Below are 26316 nucleotides of genomic sequence, written 5' to 3'. Positions count from 1 at the left end.
ATGTGACGGCGCGTCGGTCGTGCGGTTCGGTCGTGAGGGGTGAGCAGTGAAGAATGTCGACCGGGCACCGTTGACCACAGTTCAGGCCGACATCTGGGTAGCTGGTCGACTATGTCCGGAGCTGCCCCAGTTCAACGTCGGGGGATACCTGCGGTTCACCGGGCCCGTCGACCTCGACCTGATGCGTACCTGCATGAATCGGGCCGTCCTGCGGAACGACGCGTTGCGGCTGCGTTTCGAGGAAGCGAACGGTGAGCCCTATCAGTGGGTCGAGGACGAACCACCGGTAATTGCCACCATCGACTTCTCGGAAGACGCCGACCCCCGCGCGGCCTGCCATTCCTGGATGGCCCGGTCGTTCGACCGCCCGTTTCCGCTGCGCCGGAGTCGAATGTACGAACTGGCCCTGCTCGTGGAGAGCGAATCGGTCACCTACGCGTACCTCAATGCCCATCACCTCGTCACCGACGGCTGGGGCGGGCGGCTGCTGCTGCAGCAGGCGAGCGAGGACTACGCCCGCCTGCTGCGCGCCGGGGCGAGCGCCGAGGAGCCGCCGCCGTCGTCGTACCTGGCCGTGGCCCGCGCCCGCGCCGAGCGCCCGCGACCGGCCCCCGGCGAACGGGACCGCGAGCACTACCGCGCCGCGCTGGCGGGCATCGCGCCGGCCCTGTTCCCGCGCCGCGCGACCGCCGACCGCCCGACCGGCGACAGCGCCTCGACCGGCGGCACCCGCTCGGTCGGCAGCAGGCCCGCCACCAGCGGGCGGCACAGCTTCTCCGTCGACCGGGCCCTGGTCGACCGGATCACCGCCCGGGGCGAGTCCCCGTTCACCGTCGTCGCCTCTGCCCTCGCCACCTACCTCGCCCGGATCCACCGCACCGACCGGGTCGTCCTCGGCGTACCCCTGCTCAACCGCCGCACCCACGTCGAACGCCGCACCGTCGGCCACTTCGCCAACGAACTGCCCCTGCCGGTCCGGATCGACGGCGCGCGACCGCTGGCGGACCTGGCCGCCGAGGTGCAGACGACCCTGCGCGCGCTCTGGGCCCACCAGGGACTGTCCCGGGGCGAGCTGCTGCGCGGCGTGGCCCTGCCCGACGGCGGGCGGCAGCTCTACGACGTGACCCTGTCGTGGATGCGCTGGCCCCGCCCGGAGCCGGTCCCCGGCGTCGCGCAGCGGACGATGGTGCGCAGCCGGCTGCACGACGGGCACGTCCTCGCCGTGCTCGTCAACGACTTCGACGACGGCCCGCTGACGGTGGACCTCGACTACGCCCCCGACGTGTTCGACGCGGACTTCCCGATCGAGGCCCTGGGCCGGCACGTCGTCACGCTGCTCCGCAACGCCCTCGACCGACCCGACCGGCCGCTCGCGCAGACCCCGATGCTGCCCAAGGTCGAACGGGACCGGCTCACCCGGGGGCTCAACGACACCCGGGCCGACCTGCCCGACGACCTGACGGTGCACGGCCTGTTCGCCCGGCAGGCCGCCCGCACCCCGGACCGGACCGCGCTGGTCGTCGACGGCACCGACGAGACGGTCAGCTACGCCGACCTCGACGCCCGCGCCAACCAGGTGGCCCACGCCCTGCGCGACGCCGGCATCGTCCGGGGCGACCGGGTCGCGGTCCTCGCCGACCGGGGGCCGGGGCTGCTCACCGCGATCCTGGGCACGCTGAAGGCGGGCGGGGCGTACGTCGCGATCGAACCCGACCATCCCCAGGCGCGGCTGCGGCACCTGCTCACCGACAGCGGGGCCCGGGTGCTCGTGGTGACCGGCGACACGCCACCGCCGCCGGTCGGCCCCGGGGTCGCCGTCTGCCACCTCAAGGCCATGACCGACCGGCCCACGACGCCCGTGACGCCGGTCGCCGACGGTGCCGACCTCGCGTACGTGTGCTACACCTCGGGCTCCACCGGCCGGCCCAAGGGGGTGCTGATCGAGCACCGCTCGGTGGTCAACCGACTCGCCTGGATGCAGCGGCACTACCCGCTGACCGGCGACGACGCGCTGGTGCAGAAGACGCCCGTGTCGTTCGACGTCTCCGTGTGGGAGCTGTTCTGGTGGGCGCTCGCCGGGGCCCGGCTGGTGCTGCCCGAGCCGGAGGTGCGGCGGGACCCGGCCGCGCTGAGACGTACGGTCGCCCGGCAGGGCGTCAGCGTCGTCCACTTCGTACCGTCGATGTTGGGGCCCTTCCTCGACCTGCTCGCCGACGACCCCGCGGCCCGTGCGGACGCCGCCGGCCTGCGGCTGGTCTTCGCCAGCGGCGAGGAACTGCCGCCCCCGCACGTCGACCGGTTCCACCGGCTGCTGCCCGCCGGGCCGCATGGACCCCGGCTGGTCAACCTGTACGGGCCGACCGAGGCGACGGTCGACGTCTCCCACTTCGAGTGCCGGCCCGACCCGGCCGGGCGGACCGCCCGCGTGCCGATCGGCCGCCCGATCGACAACATCCAGCTCTACGTGCTCGGCCCCGGCGACGAGCCGCAGCCCGTCGGCGCGCCCGGCGAGCTGTGCATCGCCGGGATCGGCGTCGCCCGGGGCTACCTGGGCCAGCCCGAGCTGACCGCGCAGCGGTTCGGCGTGGACCCGGTCACCGGCGGCCGGCTGTACCGCACCGGCGACCTCGCCCGCTGGCTGGCCGACGGCACCGTCGAATACCTGGGCCGCCTCGACGACCAGGTGAAGATCCGGGGCAACCGGGTCGAACCCGGCGAGGCCCGGCACGCCCTCGCCGCCGTGCCCGGCGTGCGGGAGGCGGTCGTGGTGGCCCGCACCGACCCGGCCCGGGGCACCCACCTCGTCGGCTACTACCGGGCCGACGCCGACCTCGACCCGGCGTGGCTGCGCGCCCAGCTCCTGCACGGGCTGCCCGACTACCTGGTCCCCGCCCTCTTCCGCCGCCTCGACCGGATTCCGCTCACCGCCCACGGCAAGCTCGACCAGGCGGCCCTGCCCGACCCGGCCGCCGGGTCCGCCGCCGGGCCCGTCGACGGCGGCCCGCCCGCCGGTGCCGCCCGCGCCGACGCCGGGACCGGGCCGGGCCCCCGCGACGAGGTGGAACGCACCCTCGCCGCGATCTGGGCACGGGTGCTGGGGGTGCCGTCCGTCGGCATCCACCAGGACTGGTTCGCCGTCGGCGGCGACTCCATCCTCGCCCTGCGGGTCGGCGCCGAGGCGGCCCGACACGGCCTGCACGTCACCGTCGCCGACCTGGTGGCCCGGCCCACCGTGGCGGCGCTGGCCGCCCACACCCGCGCCGCCGCGCCGCCCGCCGGTGGGCAGGACGCCCCGCCGGAGCCGTTCGGGCTGGTGTCGCACCTGGACCGGGCCGCGCTGGGCGACGCGCAGGACGCCTTCCCGGCGACCCGGCTCCAGCTCGGCCTGCTGTTCCACGGCAGCGAACGCGAGGACGCCACCGCCTACCACGACGTGTTCCGCTACTCGCTGCGGCTGCCGTGGGACGAGGTCGCGTTCCGCGCCGCCCACGCCCGCCTCCTCGACCGCCACCCGGCCCTGCGCTCTTCGTTCGACCTGGGCGGCTACTCCGAGCCGCTCCAGGTCGTCCACGCCCGGGTGACCGGCGGCCTCGACGTCGCCGACCTGCGCGACCTCGACGCCGCCACGGCCGACGCCGAGGTGCTGGCGCACATGCGGCAGCGGCGCCGCCACCGCTACGCGTTCGACCGCGCCCCGCTGCACCTGATGCGGGTGCACCTGCTGCCGTCCGGGGCCGTCGACCTGGTGTTCAGCTTCCACCACGTGCTCCTCGACGGCTGGAGCGTGGCCACCGTCGTCGGTGACCTGCTGCGGACCTACCTGCGCCTGGTGGGCGTCGACATCGACCCGCCCCGGGCGGCCGCGCTGCCCTCCCCGGCGGCGTACGTCGTCGAGGAGCGCCGCGCGGTCGACTCCGTCGCCACCCGCGACTTCTGGCGGGCCCGGCTCGACGGCGCGGAACTCACCCAGATCGAGGGCTGCCGCCAGTACGAGCCGCCCGGCGACGAGGGGACGATCATCCGGCACGTCCCGCTGCCCGACGACCTCCAGGACCGGGTACGCGGCTTCGCCGCCGCACACGGGCTGCCGGTGAAGTCGGTCCTGCTCGCGGCGCACTGCCTGCTGCTGCGGCTGTACTCCGGTGCGGCGGACGTCACCACCGGCCTGGTCACCCACGGCCGGCCGGACCGGCCCGGGGCGGAACTCGTCGCGGGGCTCTTCCTCAACACGGTGCCGCTGCGGGTCACCCCCGGCGCGCGTACCTGGCTGGAGCTGGTCCGGCAGGTCCACGGGCAGGAGCGGGAGTGCCACCCGCACCGGCGCTACCCGCTGCACGCCATCGTCGGCGACCGGGGTGGCGAGCCGGTCTTCGAGACGGCCTTCAACTACGTCCACATGCACGTGCTGACCCCGCTGCTCCAGCTGCCCGAGGTCGAGCTGCTCGGCTTCGACACCTGGGAGGAGACCAACTTCACCCTGCTGGTGAACGTGTTCGTCAGCCCCGCCGACCGGCGCGTGTCGCTGCGCGTCGACGCCGACGGGCGCACCCTCACCCCGGCGCAGACCGACCTGCTGATCGACGCGTACCTGCGCATCCTCGCCCGGATCGTGGCCGACCCGCAGGGCGAGCCGGACTTCGGCTTCCTCGCCGCCGCGCCGCAGCCCGCCGGCCCGCCCCTGGAAACCCCCGGCGACGTGGGACGCCGCCTCGCCGCGCACGCCCGGCGCACCCCGGACGCCGTCGCGATCACCTTCGACGCCGAGGCTGCCTCCGGCGGCCCGCCGCAGCGGTGGACCTACGCGCGGCTCGACGAGATGGTCGACCGGATCGCCGTCGGGCTGCTGTGCGCCGGGGTACGGCCTGGCCAGCTCGTCGGGATCGCCCTGGACCGGTCGCCGGAGATGATCGCCGCGATCTACGGCATCGCGCGGGCCGGGGCCGCCTGCGTCCCGCTGGACGTGACGTACCCGGCGGAGCGCATCGCCGCGATGGTCGAGCAGGCCCGGCCGGCACGGATCGTGACGCATCGGCGGCACCGGGGCCTGGTGGGCGACCAGGCGACGGTCCTCGACGTGGCCGACCTCGTCGCGGACCCGGCGACCGGTGGCATCGTCGCGGGGCCCGCAGTCACCGACGAGGCCGTGGCGCTGCCCCGGGTCACCGCCGACGACCTGCTCTACGTCCTGTTCACCTCCGGCTCGACCGGGGTGCCCAAGGGCGTGGCGATGACGCACGGCGCGCTCGACAACTACCAGGCGTGGCAGATCCGGGCGGCCAGCGCGGCGGCCGGCGGCACCACGCTGCAGTACGCCCCGCTCAGCTTCGACGTGTCGTTCCAGGAGATCCTCACCACGATCAGCGCGGGCGGCACCCTGCGGATCATCGACGAGGACCTCCGGCGGGACGTGCCGGCCCTGCTGCGGCTGCTCGACCGCGAGTCCGTCGCGCGGATCTTCCTGCCGTACGTCGCGTTGCAGCAGCTCGCCGAGGCCGCGGAGCTGCTCGGCATCCACCCCCGCGCGCTGCGGGTGGTGATCTCCTCCGGCGAGCAGCTGCGGGTGACCGCCGAGATCCGGCGTTTCCTGGCCGCCCTGCCGGCCGGCGCGGTCCTGGAGAACCAGTACGGGCCGACCGAGACGCACCTGGTCACCGCGTACCCGATGACCGGCGACCCGGCGCGGTGGCCCAACCTGCCGCCGATCGGGCCCGCCATCGACGGGGTCGAGATGCACCTGCTGGACGAGCGGATGCGGCCCGTGCCGACGGGGGTGACCGGCGAGCTGTACTACGGCGGGATCCAGGTCACCCGGGGCTACCACGGCCGGCCGGGCCTCACCGCCGAGCGCTGCGTGCCCAACCCGTTCGGCCCGCCGGGCAGCCGGCTCTACCGCACCGGCGACCTGGCCCGCTACCTGCCCAACGGGGACCTGATCTGGGTGGCCCGCACCGACACCCAGACCAAGATCCGTGGCTTCCGGGTGGAACCCCTGGAGGTGGAGATGGCGGTCATGGAGCTGGCCGCGGAGTACCCGGGGATCCGGGAGGCCGCCGTCGTCGCCCGCCGCCGGGAGGGCGTCGACTCCTACCTCGCCGCGTTCCTCGTCGGCGACCCGGACGCGGTCGATCTGGCCGACGTACGCGGCCGGCTGCGCGCCACCCTCCCCGAGCACCTGGTGCCGGCGCGCTGGCAGTGGCTGCCGGCGATGCCGCTGACCCCCAGCGGCAAGCGCAACGACCGCGCCCTGCGGGAGCTGCCGCTGGAGCTGGCCGAGGCGCCCCGCGTCGCCCCCCGCGACCGGTACGAGCGCGTCGTCGCCGACATCGCCGCCGACCTGCTGCACCTGCCGGCCGTCGGGGCGCACGACAACCTGTTCGAGCTGGGCGGCACGTCGCTGACCGCGATGCGGCTGGTGGTGATGCTGGAGAAGCGGTTCGGGGTGGCCGTGCCCGTCTCGGCGTTCGTCGCCACGCCGACCGTGGCGGGCGTGGCCACGCTGCTGCGCTCCGGCGGGGCGGACCTCACGTTCGACCCGCTGGTGCCGATCCGGGCCCGGGGCGACCGGCCACCGCTGTTCCTGGTGCACCCGCTCGGCGGCAACGTGCTCTGCTACGTCCCGCTGGCCCGCCACCTCAGCCCCGACCAGCCCCTGTACGCGCTGCAGGCCGCCGGGGTGGACGCGGGCACCGAGCCGCTGCGTACCGTTCCCGAGCTGGCCCGCGCCTACCTCGACGCGATCCGCCGGGTCCAGCCCGACGGCCCGTACGCCATCGGCGGCTGGTCGTTCGGCGGGGTGGTCGCCTTCGAGATGGCGCGACAGCTTCGCGAGGGCGGGGCCGGGGTCGACCGGCTGATCCTGCTCGACCCGATCGCCCGCCGGCCCGGCGACCCGGTGCCGGTCGCCGACGACGTCCTGCTCGACTGGTTCTTCTGGGAGTTGATGCGGCTCGGCCACGACGGGGTGCCGACGCGCGGCGTGCCGACCGAGCTGACCACACCCGAGGCGAAGCTCGACTTCATCGCGGGTCGGGCCGGCGAGAGCGGGGTGCTGCGCCCGGGCAGCCCGCGCGGCTCGGTGCGCCGCCTCTTCGCGGTCTTCCGGGCCAACTGGGAGGCGATCATCTCCTACCGGCCCGAGGTCGTCGACCAGGACCTCACCCTGCTGCGGGCCGCCGACCCGCTGCCCGCCGTGCTGAAGCCCATGCACGATCTCGCCGGCACCCTGCACCTCGACCCGCGCAACGGCTGGGGCGAGCTGACCACCGGCCGGGTCGACGTGATCGACGTACCCGGTGACCACCTGGTGCTGATGGACGAGCCGTACGTGGCCGAGGTGGGGCGGCGGATCACCGGGCTGCTGGCGGACGACGCCCCGGCCCGCCGGCCGGTCGGGGACGCGCGATGATCGCCCCCGCCGGCTCCGGCGGCCCGGCCCGCGCCGCCGGCTCGGTGCAGGCCGCCGGTTCGGGCCGCCGCCGGCCGAAGGCCATCATCGTCGGCGCGGGCATCGGCGGCCTCGCGGCGGCCGGCGCGCTGCGCCGCGTCGGGGTCGACGTGGAGATCCACGAGCAGGCGTCGGAGCTGCGGGCGGCCGGCTCGGCGCTCTCGCTGACCGCCAACGCCCGCGTCGCGCTGCGCTGCCTCGGCATCGACCTCGACGTGGAGCGGCGCGGCCAGGTCTACCCGGAGCTGCACTTCCGCACCGCCGCCGGGCGGCCGATCAGGACCGTCCGGTTCGCGCACCTCGGCGACCGGGTCGGCGCGCAGAACGTCGCCATCCACCGCGCCGAACTGCACCGGGCCCTGCTCGCCGAGGCCGGGGACCCGCCGATCCGGCTCGGGTCCGCCGCCCGCCGGTTCCACCGCCACCACGGCGGCATCCGGGTCGAGTTCGCCGACGGCACCAGCGCCGACGGCGACCTGCTGATCGGCGCGGACGGCTTCGGGTCGGCGGTACGCCGGCAGCTCGTCGGCCCCGAGCGCCCCCGGGAACCCGGGTACGTGTGCTGGCTGGCGACCGTCGCGTACCGGCATCACCTGGTGCGCGACGGGTACGCCGCCCACTACTGGGGGCGGGGCCAGCGGTTCGGGCTGGTGCACCTCGGCGGCGACAACGTCTACTGGTGGGGCACCCGCAACATGCCGCCGGAGGCGGCCCGCGACTGGCGTGGCGGCCGGGACGAGATCCTCCGCGCGTACGCGGGCTGGGCCGACGAGGTGGTCGAAACCGTGGCCGCCACCGCCGACGCGGCGGTCATCAGCGTCCCCGCCCGGGACCGCCCCGCCCTGCGACGCTGGGGCGACGGCGCGGTCACCCTGCTCGGCGACGCGGCGCACCCGATGCTGCCGAGCCTCGGCCAGGGCGCGGCGATGGCGGTCGAGGACGCGGTGGTGCTGGCCCGGTGCCTGGCCGGGGCCACCGACCTGCCGGGCGCGTTGCGCCGCTACGAGGCGGCCCGCCGTGACCGCACCCGGCGGATGATCCGCCAGGCGCACTCGCTGAGCCGGATCGAGCAGCTCGCCAGCCCCGCCGGGGACCTGGCCCGCCGCGCGTACCTGCGGTGGCTGCCCACGCGTCTGGTCGACCGCCGCAACCTGGCGGACCTGACCTTCCCCGACGTCCTGCCGGCGGCCGGGCGGTGAGCCCCGCGCGTGGGGCCCACCGGGCGCTCAGCCCGCTGGAACGCTGGTACTGGATCGCCGACCAGGTCTCCCCGCTCAACGTCATCGCCCGCGTCCGGGTGCGCGGGCACCTGCCGCCGGAGCTGCTGCGGGCGGCGCTGGACGACCTCCAGGCCCGCCATCCGCTGCTGCGGGTGGCCATCGCGACCCGGCCGGACGGCCGGCGACCCCGGTTCGTGCCGACGGACCGGCCGATCCCGCTGCGGCGGGCCGCGCCCGGCCCCGACGGTGCCGCCGACGCCGGGCTGCCCGCCGCCCCCGGCGTGCCCGCCGATCCCGACGCAGGCTGGCTGCGCGAGGTCAACGAGCGGGAGCTGGCCGACCGGGTCGACTGGCGGGCCGGCCCGCTCTGCCGGGCCGTCGTGCTGACGACGGGTGCTGCGCCCGGGGACGCGCACGACCTGATCCTGACCCTGCCGCACTGCGTGGCCGACGGCACGACCGCCCTGTCGCTGCTGCGCCAGTGGATCGAGCACGCCGACCGGCTGGCCGCCCAGGGCCCGCCCGGCCCGGACGCCCGAACCCCGGTCAGCGCCGAGCCGGCCCTGCCACCGGCCGAGCGGATGTTCCCCCGCCGGTACCGGGGCGTCACCGGCGCGCTGCGGCTCGGCGGGCAACTGCTGCGGGACCTGTACGCGGTGCGCCGGCACCGGCCGACCCGGGTGACGCCGAGCCGGTTCGTGCCGTTCACCGAGCGCCGGAGCCGGCTGCTGCACCGCACGCTCACCGCCGAGCAGGTCGCCGCGCTGGCCCGGGCGTGCCGCCGGGAACGGACCACGGTGCACGGTGCGCTCGCCGCCGCCATGGTCCTCGCGGTCGCCGCCGAGACACCCCCGCCCGCCCCGGGGCACGTGGCGATCGGTTCCCCGGTGGACTTCCGGGCCGTGCTGACGCCCCCCGTGCCCGAGCGGGCCGTCGGCGCGTACGTCGCCACCGTCCCCTCGTTCGTGCCCTACCGGCCGGGCGTGTCGCTGTGGCAGGTCGCCCGGTCGATCAGCGGCGACCTCGCGGGCCGTCGCCGCCGGGGCAGCCACTTCGCCATGGTCGACCTCGTCCGCCTCTCCTGCCCGCCGTCGGTCGGGGCCAGCGGCCGGTTCGTGGAGCTGACCGAGCGGACCGGGCCGGTGAACCTCTGCCTGTCCAACCTCGGCCGGTACGACTTCCCGGACCGGATCGGGGCCTGGCGGCTCGGCGGGGCGCAGTTCGTCGCCGGGCTCTCCGTCTGCGGCTACTTCGTCGCCACGGCGAACACCAGCCACGGGGAGCTGGCCTGGAACTTCGTCCACGTGCCGGAGGCGGTCCCGGACGCCAGGGCGGCCCGCCTCGTCGCCGCCTGCGTCGACGCGGTGCTGGCCGAGATCGGCGAGTCGGCGGCCGGGGCCGGGGAAGCGGCGGCCGGGATCGAGCCAACGGCGGCGGGGGCCGAGGGAGCGGCGGCCGGGATCGACGAGACAGCGGCCGGGAACGACGCAACGGCGACGGGGGTCGCGGCGGTGCCGGCCGGAACCGACAGAGGGGCGGGAACATGATCGGGGCCGGACGGCGGATCGACGCGCGGGGCCGGGCCGTGGTGGTCACCGGCGCCTCGTCAGGGCTCGGCCGGGAGGCCGCGCTCCACCTGGAGCGGGCCGGTTTCCGGGTCTTCGCCGGGGTGCGTGACCGGGCCGCCGCCGACGACCTGGCCGCCGCCGCCACGGCCGGGCGGCTCACCCCGCTGCGCCTCGACGTCACCCGGGCCGACCAGATCCGGGGCGCCGTCGACGAGGTGGCCCGGCAGGTCGGGGCCGGTGGCCTCTGGGGGCTGGTCAACAACGCCGGCATCAGCCTGCCCGGCCCCCTGGAGTGCGTGCCGCCGGAGCAGCTGCGGCGGCAGCTCGACACCAACGTGGTCGGCCAGGTCGCCGTGATCCAGGGCTTCCTCCCGCTGCTGCGCACCGGCCGGGGCCGGATCGTGAACGTCACCTCCGGCCTGGGCCGGGTCGCACTGCCCTACCTGGGCGCGTACGCGGCGGCCCAGTTCGCCAAGGAGGCGGTCAGCGACAGCCTGCGGCGCGAGCTGCGGCCGTTCGGGATCGCGGTGTCGGTGGTCCAGCCGGGGGCGATCCAGACGCCGATCTGGGACAAGGTCGCCGACGCCGGGGCGGAGACGATGGCCCGGGCTGCGGGGCGGGCCGGCGACCTGTACGCGGAGCCGTTCGACCGCTTCCTCGCCCGGCTGGCCGCGCAGGCCCGGCGCAGCGGGACCACCCCGGCGGACTTCGCGCGGGCGGTCGCCCGGGCGCTGACCGCCGCGCGGCCGAGGACCCGGTATCCGGTCGGCGGCGACGTGCGGTTGGGCAGCCTGGCCGCCCGGCTGCTGCCCGACGCCCTGCTCGACCGCAACTTCGCCCCGCTCGTGCGGCCCCGCCCCGACAGGCGACCCCCGACCGGCGACCCGGGTCCCGCATCCGGCGACCCGGGGCCCGTGCCCGTCGCCCCGACCAGCAGTGAGGACTGACCAGCATGGACGCCGACCAGCAGGCCCGGACCCAGGCCCAGGCCCGGTTCGCCCGCAACCTGGAGTTGATCTCCGAGGGACGGATCACCGAATGGGTGGAGCTGTTCGACCCCGAGGGGGTGCTGGAGTTCCCCTACCCCCTGCCGGGCATCCCCGCGCGGTTCACCGGCCACCGTGAGCTGTACGAGCACATGAAGGACTTCCCGAAGCAGTTCGACGTGCGCTTCTCCGGCCTGACCTTCCACGAGACCACCGACCCGGAGCTGGTGATCGCCGAGTTCGTCGGTGCCGGCCGGGGCGTCGTCACGGGCCGGCCGTTCCACCAGGTCTACATCTCGGTGGTGCGGTTCCGGGACGGGCGGATCGTCCACTTCCGGGACTTCTGGAACCCCCTGGCGACCATCCGGGCCGGGCTGACGATCGGGCACGCCTGGCGTGGCCTGGTCGACCTCCTGCGGCCCGCCACACGCCGCCGCCCGAAAGGGCCGGGCCCCGGTCGGGGGTGACCGTGGCCCCGCCACCCGTGGGGTGGGGACGGACGGGGGGCCGGCCCGCGGCGGCGGGCCGGCCCCCACGTACGCGAGGTGGTGCGCCTACGGCTTCCAGGAGCCGGCGGTCTCCAGCTTGTGCCGGTATTCCAGCTCGCCGTTCTTGTTGGTCACGTCGAAGGTGACGCTGCCGGTGCGCTTGCTGCCCTCCCGCAGGTTGACCCCGGAGTCGAGCAGGTCGCCGCAGCCGGCCAGCGCGCCGGCGATCCCGTTCGCGGTGGTGCCGTCCTCGGCCACCCACTGGAAGTAGAACGGGTTGATCGACATGTTGCCCCTCTTCACCGTCGCGGTGACGTCCGCGATCAGGTAGAGCCCCTTGTCGGGGTCGGGCGAGTACGACTTGCAGCCCTTCGTCGAGGTGCGGAACCGCAGCACCGTGATCTCCAGGGTGCCGTCGTCGTCGGTGATGACCAGGCTGTCGCCGGCCTTCATGTTGAAGGTCTCACCGTCGGCCGGTGCGGACGACGACGAGGAGGTCGGGCCGGCGCTCGGCAGGCCGCTCGGTGCGGTGGTGACCCGGGGCAGGTCCGGGAACTGCCGCTCGGCCTCCTTCGCCGCCTCGTTGGCCCCGGTGACCAGCGCCACGATGCCGCCGACGCAGCAGAGCAGCGCGAGCACCACCACGATGACCACGATGATGACGATCGGCTTCTTGCTGCTCTTCCTGGCCGGCGGGCCGAGCGGGTAACCCGGGCCCGGCGCGTAGCCCGGGCCGGGCGGGTACGACCCACCCGGGGGCGGCGGGTAGGCCGGCCCCGGCGGCGGCGGGTAGGCCGCCTCCACGCCCGGCTGGTACGTCGGGTCGGGGGTGGGCGGCGGCGTGAACCCACCCGGCTGGTACGGCGATCCCGACGTGGGCTGGTACGGCGATCCCGAGGTCGGCTGGTACGGCGCGCCGGACACCGGCGGCGGATAGGGCGCACCCGAGACCGGCGGCGGCGGGTACCCCGCGCCCGAGACCGGGGGCTGGGCGGTGGTCGGCGGCAGGGGCGGCGGGGCGGTCGGATCGGCCGGCCACGGGGGCACGGGTGCCGTCGCTGGATCCTGGTTCTGCTGGTAGGGGTCTTGCGGCGGCCCGTATGGGTCCTGGGGGTGGCTCACCGTACTCCTCGGCACCTCATCGCGATCTCGAACGCCCTGACGGTATCGCTCCTGGCCAAGTCGGGGATCGCCCCGACCGTCTCATCGGGGTAACAGGATGGCGGCGGTACGGACCACGTCGGCGTCGACGGCGAACCGCCCGGTGACCGTCGCGGGCGGGTCGGGCACCGGGGCCGCGGCCAGCCTGGCGGGGGAGATCCGGGCCGTGAACAGGCCGGAGTCCGGGTCCAGCTCGATGCGGGCATCGTGGAAGTCCAGCCACGTGCCGACGATCGGGTGCCACACCTTGTAGACGGTCTCCTTGGCGCTGAACAGCACGACGGGCCAGGGTGCGGTGTCGGGGAGCCGGGCGCAGTCGTCCCACTCCTCGGGCAGGCCGACCAGCCGGCGTACCCCCGGGTTGAGTTCCCGGTGCCGTTCGGCGTCCATGCCGACCGACCGGATCTCGTCGGCGCGGGCCACGGCGGCGGCGCAGTAGCCCGGCGTGTGGGTGATGGTGCCGACCACCCCGGGCGGCCAGACCGGGGAGCGGTCGGGCGCGGCGGGTACGGCGACGGCCGGCACGCCGAGCCGGGCGAGCGCCCGCCGGGCGCAGACCCGCCCGGCGGTGAAGTCGCGCCGGCGGCGCTCGACCGCCCGCTCGCCCAGGCAGGCCCGCTCGGCGGGCAGCAGCTCGCCGTCCCCGTCGTCCCCACCGGCGACGGCCACCGCGACCTCGGGCGGCAGCAGGTCACGCATCCCGGCCCCCGCCGCCCCCGTCGCGGCCCCGACCGCCCCGCACGCCGCTCATCGCCGTCGAACGTACCGCACCCGTCCCCGCGCCGGCGGACCGTGGGATCGGCGGTCGGCACGCGCCGATCCCACGGCCCACGGCAGGGGCGGGCCGGCGGGGGTCAGGGCCGGCGGGGACGGCGGGTCAGCGCGAAGCCGACGACGCCGGCCACCGCCGCGAGCACCCCGCCGACCGTGGTCCAGACCCACCGCGACGACAGGTCCGGCAGCCACCCGGCGAGGAGGCTCCCGTCGTCCTCCTCGTCGGCCGGGGCCGCCGCCGGGTCACCGGTCAGCACCGTCCCGGCCTTCGTGTTGGGCACCAGCGGGGCCTTCAGCTCCCCGTCGTCGGCGGGGGCGTCGCCGTCGCCGACCTCGGCGACCAGCAGGTCCACGTCGACCGGCAGGCCGAGGTCCGGCTCCGGCAGCTCCACGACGGAGAGCCGCACGTAGTACGTGCCGGGCAGCGGGTCGGCCGACCACGGCTCGGCCCACGACCGGACCCGGCGCAGGGTGCAGCCCAGCGCCACGCTGGTCGCCGACGCCCCGGCGGTCGGGGTCTGCGCCCCCGTCGTGCACGCCTGCCGGCGGCGCAGGCCGTCGAAGACCTCGACGGTCCAGGTGGAGTCGCCGGTGCGGCCCTTCGGGAAGGTGACCGTCGCCGCGATCTCGTGGACCTGCCCGGCGCTGGCCGAGAACGACCAGTAGAGGTAGTCGCCGCCTGACGCGCCGACCCGCACCGGCTGGCCGGCGGTGATCGGCGTGGCGGTGAGGAACGAGGTGCCGGCCTTGGTGACCGTCGCGGCACCGGGCGAGGGGGTGGGCGCGGCCAGCGCGGGGGCGGCCGGGAGCGTCAGCGCGGCGGCGGCGACCAGCGCCGCCGAGGACCGGATCAACGGGGTACGCATCGTCAGTTCTCCCTCCAGGTGGCGACCCACCAGCGGGTGAGCAGCCCGGCGACGAGCCCGGTGACCAGGCCGGCCAGGGTCAGCAGCAGCAACAGCACCCAGCCCCGGCCCAGGTCCGGCCCGCCGGGGTCCGGCGACGAGGCGACCACGTCGACGGTCAGCTCGATCGGCATCCCCGGGCTGGCCCGGGTGCCGGGGCGCGGCGCGAACGCGTTGCTGACCACCAGGCAGACGGTGGTCGGGGCGGCCGCCGTGTCGCCGGCCGCCGGGCTCGGCGTCTCCCCGTCCCCGTCGTCGTCGTCCGCGTCGTCGTCGGCGGCGGCCGACCAGCGCAGGCCGGCGGAGACCACGTCGGTGCGACCGCTGCCGGCGTCCACGCCCCGGACCAGCTCCCGGCCGTCGGGGGCGGTGGCCCGCAGCAGCACCGCGTGGTCGGGGTTGACCGGGCGGTCCAGCGCGATGCTCACCGAGGCCCGCAGCTCCTGACCCGGGCGCACCGGCACCCGGTACCAGCGGTGCTCGGAGAACTGTTCCCGGTCGGTGTAGACGCCGGGGGCGAGCAGCGGCGCGTCCGGGCAACGGGCGGAGCCGCCCACCACGGTCGGTGCGGCGGTGTAGGTGTCCCGGGCCCGGTCCACCAGCTGCTTGATCCGGCCGGTCAGCTCCTCGGCGCTCTGCGCGGCCGTGTACGTCCCGCCGGTGGCGCCGGCGATGCAGAGCAGCTGCCTGCGCACCTTCTCGTCGGGGGCGAGCCCGAGGGTGTCCACCACCAGCTTGGTGCCCTGGGCGGCCAGCTCGCGGGCCACCTCGCACGGGTCCGGCGGGGCGCAGGTGTCCTCGCCGTCGGTGATCAGCACGATCCGGCGGGCGGTGGCACCCGTGCCGAGGTCGGCGGCGGCCGAGCGCAGCGCCAGCCCGACCGGGGTGAACCCGGTGGGCCGGAGGGTGGCCACGGCCGCCTTGGCCTGGGCCCGGTCCACCCGGCCGACCGGCACGATCTGCTGGGTGTCCTGGCACCCCACCTTCTTGTCCTTGCCCTTGTAGGTGGCCCCGAGCACCCGGATGCCGAGCTGGGTCTCCTCGGGCAGCGCGTCCACGACCTCGTTGAACGCCTGCTGCGCCACCGAGATCCGGCTGCGCCCGTCGATGTCCCGGGCCCGCATCGAGCCGCTGACGTCGAGCACCAACTCGACCCGGGGCGGCTCGGTGGCGGGGTTTTCCTCGTCCGCCCGCGCGGGTGCGGGACCACCCAGCGCGACCGCCGGACCGACCAGGACGGTTGCCGCCAGCAGTCCGCGGAAGACGGTTGTCCATCGTCTCTTGTTGATCACCGGGGCGAGTGTAGTGAGATCCACTTTGGAGGCTCAGGCGGCCCTCAGGCGCCCGGCGGAGGGGTGGGCCGGACCCTCGGCGCGGCCGGAAAGCTCCGTAAGGTCCCCGCCGGATGACTGACGGTTAGCTGCCGCATGTAAACCATTAGGCTGGTGTTGCTCCGTCGGAAATCTGACCCGAGTCCACCCGTTGTGCCGGTGGTGCCGGGTGGTTAAGCTCCTATTGCGCGCCCCAATCGCCCGCTTCCCCCGTGGCAGGCGATCGGGGCGCGCGTCTTTGCGCCCAGGAGCCGTTTCCCCGTTCCGGTGGCCCGACAACCGGGCCCGCCCCGGGGCCCGGTTGTCCGATATCCGACGGCTAGCGCGTCAGATCCAGCGGCCGTCCAACCACATCCGGGCCGACCACTCCGCGTACGGCAGCAGCTTGCCCACGAAGATCGGATAGAAGTACGCGAAGCAGAGCGCCACCAGCAGCACGTACGCGCCCACGATGACGCCACCCACCAGCCGGCGTTCCGCCGCCTCGTCCTCGCCGTCGGCGGAGGCCCCCTTGGCGGCCGGCGCCCGCGCCCCGTCGGTGGCCGGCGCCCGCGCCCCGTCGGTGGCCGGCGCCCGCGCCCCGTCGGTGGCCGGAGTGACGATCGCGCCCAGCACGTAGACGACCGCGAGGACCAGGAACGGCAGGGCCGGCGCGGTGTAGAAGGAGAACATCGTCCGGCCGTCGAGGGCGAACCAGAACCAGGGCAGCAGCCCGGCGGCCACGCAGAGCAGGATCGCCCCGGCCCGCCAGTCCCGCCGCGCGAGGCCGATCCAGGCTGCCCCGAACAGGGCGGGCAGGAACGACCACCACAGCAGCGGCGTGCCCAGCAACAGGATCTCCGAGGCGCAGCTCGGCGCGCCGCAGGCGCCCTCACCCGACCAGTGGAACGCCACCGGCCGGCCCAGCAGCAGCCACTGCCAGGGCCAGGACTGGTATTTGTGCGGGTCGTCGAGCTGCTTGTGGAAGCCGTACGCCGCCTTGTGGTATTCCCACAGGTTGTTCAGCGCCCCGATGATCGGGGTGTCGCTCAGGCCCGGCACGTTCGGGTACTTGGCGGCGAGGCGGTAGTAGCCGTCGTCGGTCAGCAGCCAGCCCGACCAGGTCGCCACGTAGGCGACGACCATGAGGACGCCGGCCAGCACCAGCCAGGGCAGCTCGTCGAGCAGCGCGTCGCGCCACGGCCGGCGCACCCCCGCGGAGCGGCGGACGCCGACCTCCCACAGCAGGGCCAGCAGCGCGAAGGCCGGCAGGAAGTAGAGGGCGCTCCACTTGACCGCGCAGGCGAGGCCGAGCAGCACCCCGGCGGCCAGCCGCCACCACGGCCAGTTCCGCCAGCCGCCGGCGGGCCGGCCGGCGCGGCCGGGCGCGGTGGGGTCGAGGCCGGCGTCCAGCGCCCGGCTCCACCGGCGACGCCGGGAGTCCCGGTCGAGGACCAGCGCGCCGAACGCGGCCAGCACGAACAGCAGCAGGAAGATGTCGAGCAGGGCGGTGCGGGACAGCACCAGGTGGAAGCCGTCGAGGGCGAGCAGCAGGCCGGCGGCGCAGCCGAGCGTGGTGGAGCGGAACAGCCGGCGGCCGATGCGCACCAGCAGCAGCACCGAGACGATGCCGGCCAGCGCCGCGCCGAAGCGCCAGCCGAACTCCGGTGCGGTCGTCATCAGGTGCCCGGGCACGGAGATGTTGTGCTCGGCGTCGGAGTAGCCGAACGCCCACTCGCCGAGGCCGATCAGCCACTTGCCCAGCGGCGGGTGCACCACGTACGACGGGCCGTTGTCCTTGTAGTTCCACTCGACGCCCTTGTCGACGAGCCCCCAGCCGTCGCGGGCGTAGTAGATCTCGTCGAAGATCTTGCCCTTGGGGTAGCTGAGGCCGACCAGGCGCAGGATCGCGGCGATCGCCACCACCACGGCGGTGGCGATCCACGAGTTGACGTCCAGCCGGGCGTCGACGGTGGCGAGCCGCCGCCGCACGATCGCGGGGACGCCCCCGCCGCCGGCGTCTGGGGTGGGGGGAGGCCCGGACTCCTCGGTCGCGTCGCCGGCGGACCCGGCCTGCTCCGGTCCCGCCTGGCCCGCGCTCGCGCTCTGCGCTGTCGACGCACTCGTCACGCAGCGATCGTAGGCTGCGGAGGTGCCCGGTGGCGCCCGTCGTCCCCGATATCGGTACAACTGTCGATGAAGGAGCGCTTCTCTTGGGTGAAATGTCCGAATCCGGACGCCTGATCCTCCTCGGCGCGCCGCTCGGCAACCCGGCCGACGCGTCCGCCCGGCTCCGCGAGGTGCTCGCCGTCGCCGACGTGGTCGCCGCCGAGGACACCCGGCGGCTCACCCGGCTGGCCCGCGACCTCGACGTCACCGTCGGCGGCCGGATCGTCTCCTACTTCGAGGGCAACGAGGAGCGGCGCACCCCCGAACTCGTCGAGGTCCTCCGCGAGGGATACGTCGTCGCCCTGGTCACCGACGGCGGCATGCCCAGCGTCTCCGACCCCGGCTACCGGCTGGTCCGGGGCGCCCTCGACGCCGGGGTCCCGGTGACCGCCGCACCCGGGCCCAGCGCCGTCACCACCGCCCTGGCCCTGTCCGGCCTGCCCAGCGACCGGTTCTGCTTCGAGGGCTTCCTGCCCCGCACCCCCGGCGCGCGGCGGTCCCGGGTGCGCGCCCTGGCCGGCGAGGAACGCACCCTGGTCCTCTTCGAGGCCCCGCACCGCATCGCGGGCGCGCTCGCCGACCTGGCCGCCGGGTTCGGCGCCGACCGCCCGGCCGCGCTCTGCCGCGAGCTGACCAAGACGTACGAGGAGGTGGTCCGCCGCCCCCTCGGCGAGCTGGCCGCCTGGGCCGCCGAGCACGAGCCGCGCGGCGAGATCACCCTCGTGGTGGCCGGCGCGCCGCCGGCCGCCGCGCAGCGCCCCGACGACGAGACCCTCCGCGCGGCCGTCGCCGAGCGGGAGGCCGCCGGCCTGTCCCGGCGCGACGCGATCACCGAGGTCGCCACCGAGTACGGCCTGCGCCGCCGCGACGTCTACACCACCGTCCACGCCTGAGGTGCAAGGAAGGGCACCTTGTTAACGCATTCTGTATAGGAAGGGCCCCTTCCTAACCGGCGGGCGGGCGAGCGCAGCCGGCGGGGCAGCGGGCGGGCGGCGAACCGGCCGGCGGGGGCCGGGGCGGGCGCGCCTACCAGGCGGCGGCGAGGAAGCCGGCGCTGATCACGAGCGGGCCGGCCACCGCGACCGCCACCGCCCAGCGGCGGGCCCGCCGGTCGGCCAGCCGGGCCGCACCGGTGTACCGGGCGATCCCCGCGCCGCAGGCCAGCACCAGCAGCAGCCCGAGCAGCCAGCGCAGGTGCCGACCGGCGCCGGTGTCGGCGTACGCGGTGTCGCCCGACGGGCCGGTCATCCGGGCGGTCAGGGTGGAGCCGGTGGCGGTGCGTTCGGCGGGCACCCCGCTGACCCGTACCCCGAAGGCGATGAACCGCTCGCCCTCGGCGGTGAAGACCCCCCGGCAGCGCTGCGTCAACCCGGCGCCCGTGCACTCGCCGATCACGACGGTGCCGGTGGTGGCGTGCCCGAGGGCGAGCCAGAACGGGCCGACGCTCACCCAGGCGAAGAAGGCGGCGAGCAGGCTGAGCGCCAGCAGGGCGGAGAGGCCCTGCCAGGGGTCCGGCGGGTGGGCGGGCCGGTCGGCGGCGCGCCGACGGCGGGTGCCGCCCCGGGGGTCCGCGTCGGCGGCGCGCCGCCACCAGCGGCGGCGGCCGTGTTCCTCGCGCAGGGGGGTGCCGTCCCAGTGCACCTGTTCGATCGGGGCCCAGAACAGCCCGTCGTCGTCGCCCTGCGCGTCCTCGGCGGGGGCGGGGGCCCGGCGGAGCCGGCCGCCGGGCTGCCGGACGGGGACCCGGCGCGGCACCGCGTCGACCGGGGCGCCGGTGGTCGGCTCCACCTCCACCGGCTGGTCGGGGCCGACCGCCTGCCCGGGCAGCGCGGGCGGGCCGGGCTGGGTGGGCGGGCCCGCCTGGACGGGCGGGCCGGGCTGCGTGGTCGGGCCCGCCTGGGCGGGCCGGGCCGCCTGCGCGGGCGGCGCGGGCGCCGATCCGCCGGGCGGCTCCTCGTGCCCCTGGGCGGCTCGTCTGCCAGTCACGGTTTCATTGGACACCGGCAGGTGAGGGCGGCAGTGCAGGTCAGGCCGCGTGTCGGCGACAAATCGGGCGAGAAGCCCGGGGTGCTCGTGGCGAGCCGGCCTATTGGTTCGCGGTGGCCCCGCGCCGGTCACTAGGCTTGCTGGTCATGAGTCACGTTCTCGCGGCGGTAGCCTGGCCGTACGCCAACGGCCCGCGCCACATCGGCCACGTCTCCGGTTTCGGCGTTCCCTCCGACGTCTTCGCCCGGTACATGCGGATGGCCGGCCACGACGTGCTCATGGTCTCGGGCACCGACGAGCACGGCACCCCGATCCAGGTGCAGGCCGACGCCGAGGGGGTCACCCCCCGCGAGCTGGCCGACCGCTACAACCGGGTGATCGCCGAGGACCTGCGGGCGCTGGGGCTGTCGTACGACCTGTTCACCCGCACCACCACCCGCAACCACTACGCGGTGGTGCAGGAGCTGTTCGCCGGGCTGCACCGCAACGGTTACATCGTGCCCCGGGTCACCACCGGCGCGATCTCGCCGTCGACGGGCCGGACCCTGCCCGACCGGTACATCGAGGGCACCTGCCCGATCTGCGGGTACGACAGCGCCCGCGGCGACCAGTGCGACAACTGCGGCAACCAGCTCGACCCGGTCGACCTGATCAACCCCAAGTCCAAGATCAACGGCGAGACGCCGGAGTTCGTCGAGACCGAGCACTTCTTCCTCGACCTGCCCGCCCTCGCCGACGCCCTGCGGCAATGGCTGGACGGCCGCGAGGGCTGGCGGCCCAACGTGCTGCGGTTCTCGCGGAACCTCCTCGACGACCTTCAGCCCCGGGCCATCACCCGGGACCTGGAGTGGGGCGTGCCGATCCCCCTCGACGACTGGCGCGACCGCCCGGACAAGCGGATCTACGTCTGGTTCGACGCGGTCATCGGCTACCTGTCGGCGTCCATCGAGTGGGCCCGCCGCACCGGCGACCCGGAGGCGTGGCGCAGGTGGTGGTCCTCCGACGCCGAGGGCAGGGACGCCCGCAGCTACTACTTCATGGGCAAGGACAACATCGTCTTCCACTCGGTGATCTGGCCGGCGCTGCTCGGTGGCTACTCCGGCGCGGGCGGCCACGACGGCGAGCCCGGCGCGCTGGGCCGGCTCAACCTGCCCACCGAGGTCGTCTCCAGCGAATACCTGACGATGGAGGGCCGCAAGTTCTCCTCGTCCCGCAAGGTCGTCATCTACGTGCGGGACTTCCTCGAACGCTACGACGCGGACGCGCTGCGCTACTTCATCGCGGTCGCCGGGCCGGAGAGCAACGACACCGACTTCACCTGGGCCGAGTTCCTCCGCCGCAACAACGACGAGCTGGTCGCCGGCTGGGGCAACCTGGTCAACCGGTCGGTGTCGATGGCGGCGAAGAACTTCGGCGCGATCCCGCCGGTCGACCCCGCCGGGCTCACGGAGGCCGACGAGGCGCTGCTGGCCACCGCCCGCGCCGGCTTCGACACCGTCGGCGACCTGATCGGCCGGCACCGGCAGAAGCAGGCCATCGGCGAGGCGATGCGGGTCGTCGCCGAGGCCAACAAGTACCTGTCGGAGCAGGCCCCCTGGAAGCTCAAGGCCGAGGCCGACAAGCCCCGGATGGGCACCATCCTGCACGTCGCCCTCCAGGTGGTCAGCGACGCCAACACCCTGCTCACGCCGTTCCTGCCGCACTCCGCGCAGCAGATCCACGAGCTGCTCGGCGGCACCGGCGTGCACGCCCCGATGCCGGTGCTGGAGGAGGTCGACGACCTCGACGGCGGGCCCGCGTACCCGGTGCTGACCGGCGACTACACGGTCGGGGCGCGCTGGGAGTCGGTGCCGCTGGAGGCGGGCCGGCCACTCGCGGCGCCGAAGCCGGTGTTCCGCAAGCTCGACCCGTCGATCGTCGAGGAGGAGCTGGCCCGGCTCGCCGGCTGACCCGCCCCGCCGGCCCCCGACGAAGGGCCCGCCCCGCCGGCCCACCACGAAGGCCCGCGATGACGGCGACATGGCGGCATCCCGGCCCCGGGACACCGCCATGTCGCCGACATCGGCGTGCGGAAGGCTCAGCTTGCGGAAGGCTCGGCCTGCGGAAGGCTCGGCGTGCGAAAGCTCGGCGTGCGGAAGGGCTCAGCGCCGTGCCATCGCCGGGGCGACCACGAACTCCAGGATCGCCCGGTTCACCTCGTCGGCGTTCGTCCACGGGATGCCGTGCGGCGCGCCCTTCAGCGTCACCAGCCGGCCGTCGGGCAGCATCGGCTGCAACCGCTGGCCGGTCACCCCGTACGGCAGGACCCGGTCCTGGTCGCCCTGCACGATCAGCACCGGCACGTCGATCCGGGGCACGTCGGGCCGGAAGTCGGTCAGCCAGGCGTCCACGCACTGGTACGTGCCGATGGCCGAGGCCCGCGCGCCGATGTCCCAGTGCGCCCGGTACGCCTCCTCGCTGACCAGCCTGCCCTTGTTGTCCGCGTAGTTGAAGAAGTTGTCGCAGAAGCTGGTGAGGAACGCGAACCGGTCGGCGAGGATCGCCTGCTGGAAGCCGTCGAACAGGCTGCGGTCCACCCCCTCCGGGTTGTCCGGGGTCTTCAGCAGGAACGGCGCGATCGGGGCGAGCAGCACCGCCCGGTCCACCCGGTTCGACCCGTACGTGCCCAGGTAGCGGGTGACCTCACCGGTGCCCATCGAGTGCCCGATCAGGATCACGTTGCGCAGGTCCAGCTCGGTCATCAGCACGTCCAGGTCGGCCGCGAACGTGTCGTAGTCGTAGCCGGCGGCCGGCTGGCTGGAGTTGCCGAAGCCCCGCCGGTCGTACGTGATGGTCCGGTAGCCGGCGGCGAGCAGCGCGTTGGTCTGCTTCTCCCACGTCGCCCCGTTGAACGGGAAGCCGTGGATCAGCACGACCGGCTGGCCGGCGCCGTGGTCCTCGTAGTACAGGTCGATGGGCGCGGTGTTCTCCGCGCCGACGGTCATGAAGGGCATCTCGTCTCCCGGTGCGGGGTCGGGTCGTCGGACGCCCCGCGCATTCCCGACCCGCCCCCCGATATGCGGCCCCGCCGGGACCGCGCCGCCGGGGCCGCACTGACCGCCCCGCCGGGACCGCCCGGTCAGAGCGGATAGGACACGTCGACCATCCGGTCGTCGGTCACCTCGGTCGCCGGGGCCCACACCTCGTAGACGCCCCGTTCCTGGCACTGCGCCCCGGTCGCGGCCACGGCGTCCGGATCGGGCCGGACCAGCCGCAGCCGCAGCCAGCCCGCCTCCTCCCGCAGGACGAGCCAGGGCACGCCCCGCCAGGCGGCGTGTCGCAACCGGCGGGCCACCGCCTCCACCGGGTACCGCGCGGCCCGGGTCATCGCCAGCACCCGGAACCCGCCGGGCAGGTCGGCGACCGCCTCGTACGCGGCGCCGGCGTACCCGCCGACGAGCTGCGTCGACCGGGCCGCCTCCCCGGTCGGCAGCCACTCCTGGTCGGGGGAGAGGTCCGGCACCCCGGCCAGCAGGTGCCGCCACTGCGGGCCGACCATCCGCAGCCAGCCGCGCTGCTCGGCCTGGTAGCTGTAGAGCACCACCTCCTCGCCCGACGCCGGGTAGGCCAGCAGGGTGGCGTTCGCCGGCATCGGCAGGTCGGCGAAGTCCCGCGTGACGAACTCCGGGACCAGCTGCGCCTCGCTCGGCACGAACCCGGTGCCCAGCACCGGCGGGCCGAGCCGGTCCCGGGGCGGCAGCGCCGTCAACCCCCGGTGCTCCGCGCCGACCGGCCGCACGTAGTCGGCCGGGTCCGCCGCCCGCCAGCGCAGCGCGTACGCCACCTCCAGGTCGTCGCGGCCGCCCGGCGAGTCGGTGCGCAGCACCGCCAGGGCCCCCGGGGTACGCAGATGCGCCACGTCGTGCTCGCGGTGGCAGAAGCCGTGCGGCAGCCAACCCCGGGCGTACCCGGCGAGCTGCCGCGCGGAGAGCACCTTGACCATCCGGGTGCCCCGCCGGACCACCGCGGACGCCCGCACCGCCACCAGCGTCGGATCGCCGGCCGAGGCCGGCTGCTGGCTGAGCCGCTGCACCTGCGACCAGCCCCGTTCGCGGTGCAGCGGCACCATCAGCGGCGTGTCCGGCTCCTCGGTCGGCTCGGCCGCGCCGTGCACCGCGTCGACCTCGCTGGCGTGGGCGAACCGCCGCCAGGGCAGCGGTGCCCCCGCCCGGGGCGACCACTCGAAGCCGGGTGCCTCCTCGGCGCTGAACAACTCGTACGCCGCGCCCCGGGCGATCGCCTCCGCCGGGTAGGCGATCCCGCCGCACGTGACGCGCAGCCCCGCCCGCGCTTCGGCGGCGCCGCGGGCCTGGGGGGAGACGCTCACCCCGGCGACGCTAGGCCCGCCGCGTTCCGGGCGGGTGAACGGCTGGTGACGGCCCGATGACCGGTGCCTGGTCGGCGTGCTCCCCGCCCGACCGCCGGGACACCCGGGAAGGGGCCGGGTGGCGGACCGGGCCGACCGGCGGTGTGTGATGCTGGCGGCGATGACCGAGTCGACCGAACCCCGCCGGCAGCGGGCCGCCCGCCGCGCCGGCGAGTTCCCGCCCGCGCCCGAGCCGCTGCCCGGCCCCGTGCCGGACAGCCACACCCACCTGGACATCACCGTCACCGAGGCCGGCGTGCCGGCCGGCGGGGCGGGCGGCAACGCCACCGCCGACGACCCGGTCGCGGCGGCCGTCGCGGTGGCCGCCGAGGCCGGCGTGGACCGGCTCGTCCAGGTCGGCGTCGACGTCGCGTCCTCGGCGTGGAGCGCCGACGCCGCCGACCGCTACCCGGCGGTGCTCGCCACCGTCGCGCTGCACCCCAACGAGGCGCCCCGCCTCGCCGACCTCGACGAGGCGCTGCGCGCCATCGAGGCCCTCGCCGCCCGCGACCGGGTGCGCGGCATCGGCGAGACCGGAATGGACTTCTTCCGCACCGGCGACGAGGGCCGCGCCGCGCAGGAGGAGAGCTTCCGCGCCCACATCGGCATCGCCAAGCGGCACGGCAAGGCCCTCGTCATCCACGACCGGGACGCCCACGCCGACGTGCTGCGCGTCCTCGACGACGAGGGCGCCCCGGACACCGTCGTCCTGCACTGCTTCTCCGGCGACGCCGACTTCGCCCGCAAGTGCGTCCGCCGGGGCTACCTGCTCAGCTTCGCCGGCACCGTCACCTTCGCCAGCGCCACCGCGCTGCGCGAGGCCGCCGCGCTCACCCCCCTCGACCAGCTCCTCGTGGAGACCGACGCCCCGTACCTCACCCCCACCCCGCACCGGGGGCGGCCGAACGCGTCGTACCTGATCCCGCTCACCGTCCGCGCGCTGGCCGCGACCACCGGCGCGGACCTCGACGCGCTCTGCGCCGCCCTGTCGGCCAACGGCGAACGCGCCTTCGGCCCGTGGTGACCCCCGGCCTGCTCGGCCCGGCGGAGATCCGGGACCTCGCCGCCCGCCTCGGCGTCAGCCCCACCAAGAAGCTCGGCCAGAACTTCGTGCACGACCCCAACACCGTGCGCCGCATCGTCGCCGCCGCCGCGCTCACCGCCGACGACGTCGCCCTGGAGGTCGGCCCCGGCCTCGGCTCGCTCACTCTCGCCCTGCTCCCCGTCGCCGCGCACACCCACGCCGTCGAGATCGATCCGACGCTGGCCGCCGCGCTGCCGCAGACCGCCGCCCACCATGCCGGCCCGTACGCCGACCGGCTCACCGTGCACCGCGCCGACGCGCTGCGCGTCACCGCCGCGGAACTGGCCGACCCCGCGCCGACGGCCCTGGTGGCGAACCTGCCGTACAACGTGGCCGTGCCCGTGGTGCTGCACCTGCTCGCCGCGCTGCCCAGCCTCCGCCACGGCCTGGTGATGGTGCAGAAGGAGGTCGCCGACCGGCTCGTCGCCGGCCCCGGCTCCAAGGTGTACGGCATCCCGTCGGTCAAGCTCGCCTGGCACGCGCACGCCCGCGCCGCCGGCCGGGTCCCGCCGAACGTGTTCTGGCCGGTGCCCAACGTCGACTCCGGACTGGTCGCCTTCACCCGCCGCGAGCCGCCCCGCCCCGAGGTGCCCCGGGAACGGGTCTTCGCCGTCGTCGACGCCGCGTTCGCCCAGCGCCGCAAGACCCTGCGGGCCGCCCTCGCCGGGTGGGCCGGCGGCCCCGACCGGGCCGCCACCGCCCTCACCGCCGCCGGGGTGGACCCCGGCGCACGCGGGGAGTCACTCACCGTCGAGCAGTTCGCCGCCGTCGCCGCGTCGGCTCCGACCGGCACGCCGACCGCGCAGTAGGCTGGCG

Annotated in this window: 17 protein-coding genes; 9 read left to right on the top strand and 8 right to left on the bottom strand. The window is 75.6% G+C overall.

Going from position 1 to position 26316, the window contains the following annotated elements; all coding sequences use genetic code 11:
- Window positions 1-70 precede the first annotated feature (70 nt).
- The 5 genes from GA0070558_RS21810 to GA0070558_RS21790 are packed head-to-tail and all read left to right on the top strand — an operon-like array spanning window position 71 to window position 11685.
- Complete coding sequence (locus GA0070558_RS21810) at window positions 71-7405, top strand: non-ribosomal peptide synthetase (RefSeq protein ID WP_256092061.1); 7335 nt, start codon at window positions 71-73, stop codon at window positions 7403-7405.
- Entirely contained in the window at window positions 7402-8643 is a 1242-nt protein-coding gene (locus GA0070558_RS21805; RefSeq protein WP_091283156.1) for an FAD-dependent monooxygenase, read from the top strand. Before GA0070558_RS21810 ends, GA0070558_RS21805 begins: the two co-directional genes overlap by 4 nt.
- Complete coding sequence (locus GA0070558_RS21800) at window positions 8640-10211, top strand: phthiocerol/phthiodiolone dimycocerosyl transferase family protein (protein WP_176734302.1); 1572 nt, start codon at window positions 8640-8642, stop codon at window positions 10209-10211. Before GA0070558_RS21805 ends, GA0070558_RS21800 begins: the two co-directional genes overlap by 4 nt.
- The gene (locus GA0070558_RS21795) at window positions 10208-11179 is read left to right on the top strand and encodes an SDR family oxidoreductase (RefSeq protein ID WP_091283154.1); all 972 of its coding nucleotides are present in this window, start codon (window positions 10208-10210) and stop codon (window positions 11177-11179) included. The genes GA0070558_RS21800 and GA0070558_RS21795 overlap by 4 nt, the downstream gene beginning before the upstream one ends.
- A 5-nt stretch (window positions 11180-11184) precedes the next feature.
- Window positions 11185-11685 (top strand): nuclear transport factor 2 family protein, encoded by a 501-nt coding sequence (locus GA0070558_RS21790; RefSeq protein ID WP_077936039.1) that lies wholly within the window; start codon window positions 11185-11187, stop codon window positions 11683-11685.
- A gap of 87 nt (window positions 11686-11772) precedes the next feature.
- Here GA0070558_RS21790 and GA0070558_RS21785 read toward each other — a convergent pair whose 3' ends face one another.
- The 5 genes from GA0070558_RS21785 to GA0070558_RS21765 form a co-directional block, all read right to left on the bottom strand.
- Window positions 11773-12828, bottom strand: coding sequence for a DUF4352 domain-containing protein (locus GA0070558_RS21785; protein ID WP_091283150.1), 1056 nt, complete (start codon window positions 12826-12828; stop codon window positions 11773-11775).
- Window positions 12829-12909: 81 nt separating this feature from the next.
- Complete coding sequence (locus tag GA0070558_RS21780) at window positions 12910-13566, bottom strand: 4'-phosphopantetheinyl transferase family protein (protein WP_091283149.1); 657 nt, start codon at window positions 13564-13566, stop codon at window positions 12910-12912.
- A gap of 155 nt (window positions 13567-13721) precedes the next feature.
- Complete coding sequence (locus tag GA0070558_RS21775) at window positions 13722-14507, bottom strand: peptidase (protein ID WP_091283147.1); 786 nt, start codon at window positions 14505-14507, stop codon at window positions 13722-13724.
- A 2-nt stretch (window positions 14508-14509) separates the two neighbouring features.
- Entirely contained in the window at window positions 14510-15838 is a 1329-nt protein-coding gene (locus GA0070558_RS21770; protein ID WP_091283145.1) for a VWA domain-containing protein, read from the bottom strand.
- Between the two features lie 366 nt (window positions 15839-16204).
- A complete protein-coding gene (locus GA0070558_RS21765) occupies window positions 16205-17986 on the bottom strand; it encodes a dolichyl-phosphate-mannose--protein mannosyltransferase (protein WP_091283143.1) in 1782 nt (593 codons plus the stop codon).
- A gap of 92 nt (window positions 17987-18078) precedes the next feature.
- On the opposite strand from GA0070558_RS21765, the gene rsmI reads away from it, so the two are divergent.
- Window positions 18079-18918: a 16S rRNA (cytidine(1402)-2'-O)-methyltransferase gene (rsmI, locus tag GA0070558_RS21760; RefSeq protein ID WP_439709622.1), complete on the top strand. Its 840-nt coding sequence runs from the start codon at window positions 18079-18081 to the stop codon at window positions 18916-18918.
- A 133-nt stretch (window positions 18919-19051) separates the two neighbouring features.
- Here rsmI and GA0070558_RS21755 read toward each other — a convergent pair whose 3' ends face one another.
- Window positions 19052-20011: a hypothetical protein gene (locus GA0070558_RS21755; protein WP_256092060.1), complete on the bottom strand. Its 960-nt coding sequence runs from the start codon at window positions 20009-20011 to the stop codon at window positions 19052-19054.
- 146 nt (window positions 20012-20157) lie between these two features.
- On the opposite strand from GA0070558_RS21755, the gene metG reads away from it, so the two are divergent.
- A complete protein-coding gene (gene metG, locus GA0070558_RS21750; RefSeq protein ID WP_091283139.1) occupies window positions 20158-21960 on the top strand; it encodes a methionine--tRNA ligase in 1803 nt (600 codons plus the stop codon).
- Between the two features lie 192 nt (window positions 21961-22152).
- Here metG and GA0070558_RS21745 read toward each other — a convergent pair whose 3' ends face one another.
- Both GA0070558_RS21745 and GA0070558_RS21740 read right to left on the bottom strand, forming a co-directional pair.
- Entirely contained in the window at window positions 22153-23004 is an 852-nt protein-coding gene (locus tag GA0070558_RS21745; protein WP_091283137.1) for an alpha/beta fold hydrolase, read from the bottom strand.
- A 125-nt stretch (window positions 23005-23129) separates the two neighbouring features.
- A complete protein-coding gene (locus tag GA0070558_RS21740) occupies window positions 23130-24377 on the bottom strand; it encodes a hypothetical protein (RefSeq protein ID WP_091283306.1) in 1248 nt (415 codons plus the stop codon).
- A gap of 148 nt (window positions 24378-24525) precedes the next feature.
- Between GA0070558_RS21740 and GA0070558_RS21735 the strand changes: the two genes are divergently transcribed.
- Window positions 24526-25440, top strand: a complete 915-nt coding sequence (locus GA0070558_RS21735; RefSeq protein WP_091283135.1) for a TatD family hydrolase — start codon at window positions 24526-24528, stop codon at window positions 25438-25440.
- Window positions 25437-26309 carry a 16S rRNA (adenine(1518)-N(6)/adenine(1519)-N(6))-dimethyltransferase RsmA gene (gene rsmA / locus GA0070558_RS21730; RefSeq protein ID WP_091283304.1) on the top strand — a complete coding sequence of 291 codons (873 nt, stop codon included), beginning with the start codon at window positions 25437-25439 and terminating at the stop codon, window positions 26307-26309. Before GA0070558_RS21735 ends, rsmA begins: the two co-directional genes overlap by 4 nt.
- Window positions 26310-26316: the final 7 nt, after the last annotated feature.

The organism is Micromonospora haikouensis (genome assembly GCF_900091595.1).
GTDB lineage: Bacteria > Actinomycetota > Actinomycetes > Mycobacteriales > Micromonosporaceae > Micromonospora > Micromonospora haikouensis.
Note: the sequence above shows the minus strand (reverse complement) of the source record. Positions and strands in the feature narration are given on the sequence as shown.

What these genes read in the sequence shown, in the direction of transcription:
- GA0070558_RS21805 (WP_091283156.1), top strand. Translation starts at nt 7,402, where the DNA reads ATGATCGCCCCCGCCGGCTCCGGCGGCCCGGCCCGCGCCGCCGGCTCG.
- GA0070558_RS21795 (WP_091283154.1), top strand. Translation starts at nt 10,208, where the DNA reads ATGATCGGGGCCGGACGGCGGATCGACGCGCGGGGCCGGGCCGTGGTG.
- GA0070558_RS21790 (WP_077936039.1), top strand. Translation starts at nt 11,185, where the DNA reads ATGGACGCCGACCAGCAGGCCCGGACCCAGGCCCAGGCCCGGTTCGCC.
- GA0070558_RS21780 (WP_091283149.1), bottom strand. Translation starts at nt 13,566, where the DNA reads ATGCGTGACCTGCTGCCGCCCGAGGTCGCGGTGGCCGTCGCCGGTGGG.
- GA0070558_RS21775 (WP_091283147.1), bottom strand. Translation starts at nt 14,507, where the DNA reads ATGCGTACCCCGTTGATCCGGTCCTCGGCGGCGCTGGTCGCCGCCGCC.
- rsmI (WP_439709622.1), top strand. Translation starts at nt 18,079, where the DNA reads ATGTCCGAATCCGGACGCCTGATCCTCCTCGGCGCGCCGCTCGGCAAC.
- metG (WP_091283139.1), top strand. Translation starts at nt 20,158, where the DNA reads ATGAGTCACGTTCTCGCGGCGGTAGCCTGGCCGTACGCCAACGGCCCG.
- GA0070558_RS21745 (WP_091283137.1), bottom strand. Translation starts at nt 23,004, where the DNA reads ATGCCCTTCATGACCGTCGGCGCGGAGAACACCGCGCCCATCGACCTG.
- GA0070558_RS21735 (WP_091283135.1), top strand. Translation starts at nt 24,526, where the DNA reads ATGCTGGCGGCGATGACCGAGTCGACCGAACCCCGCCGGCAGCGGGCC.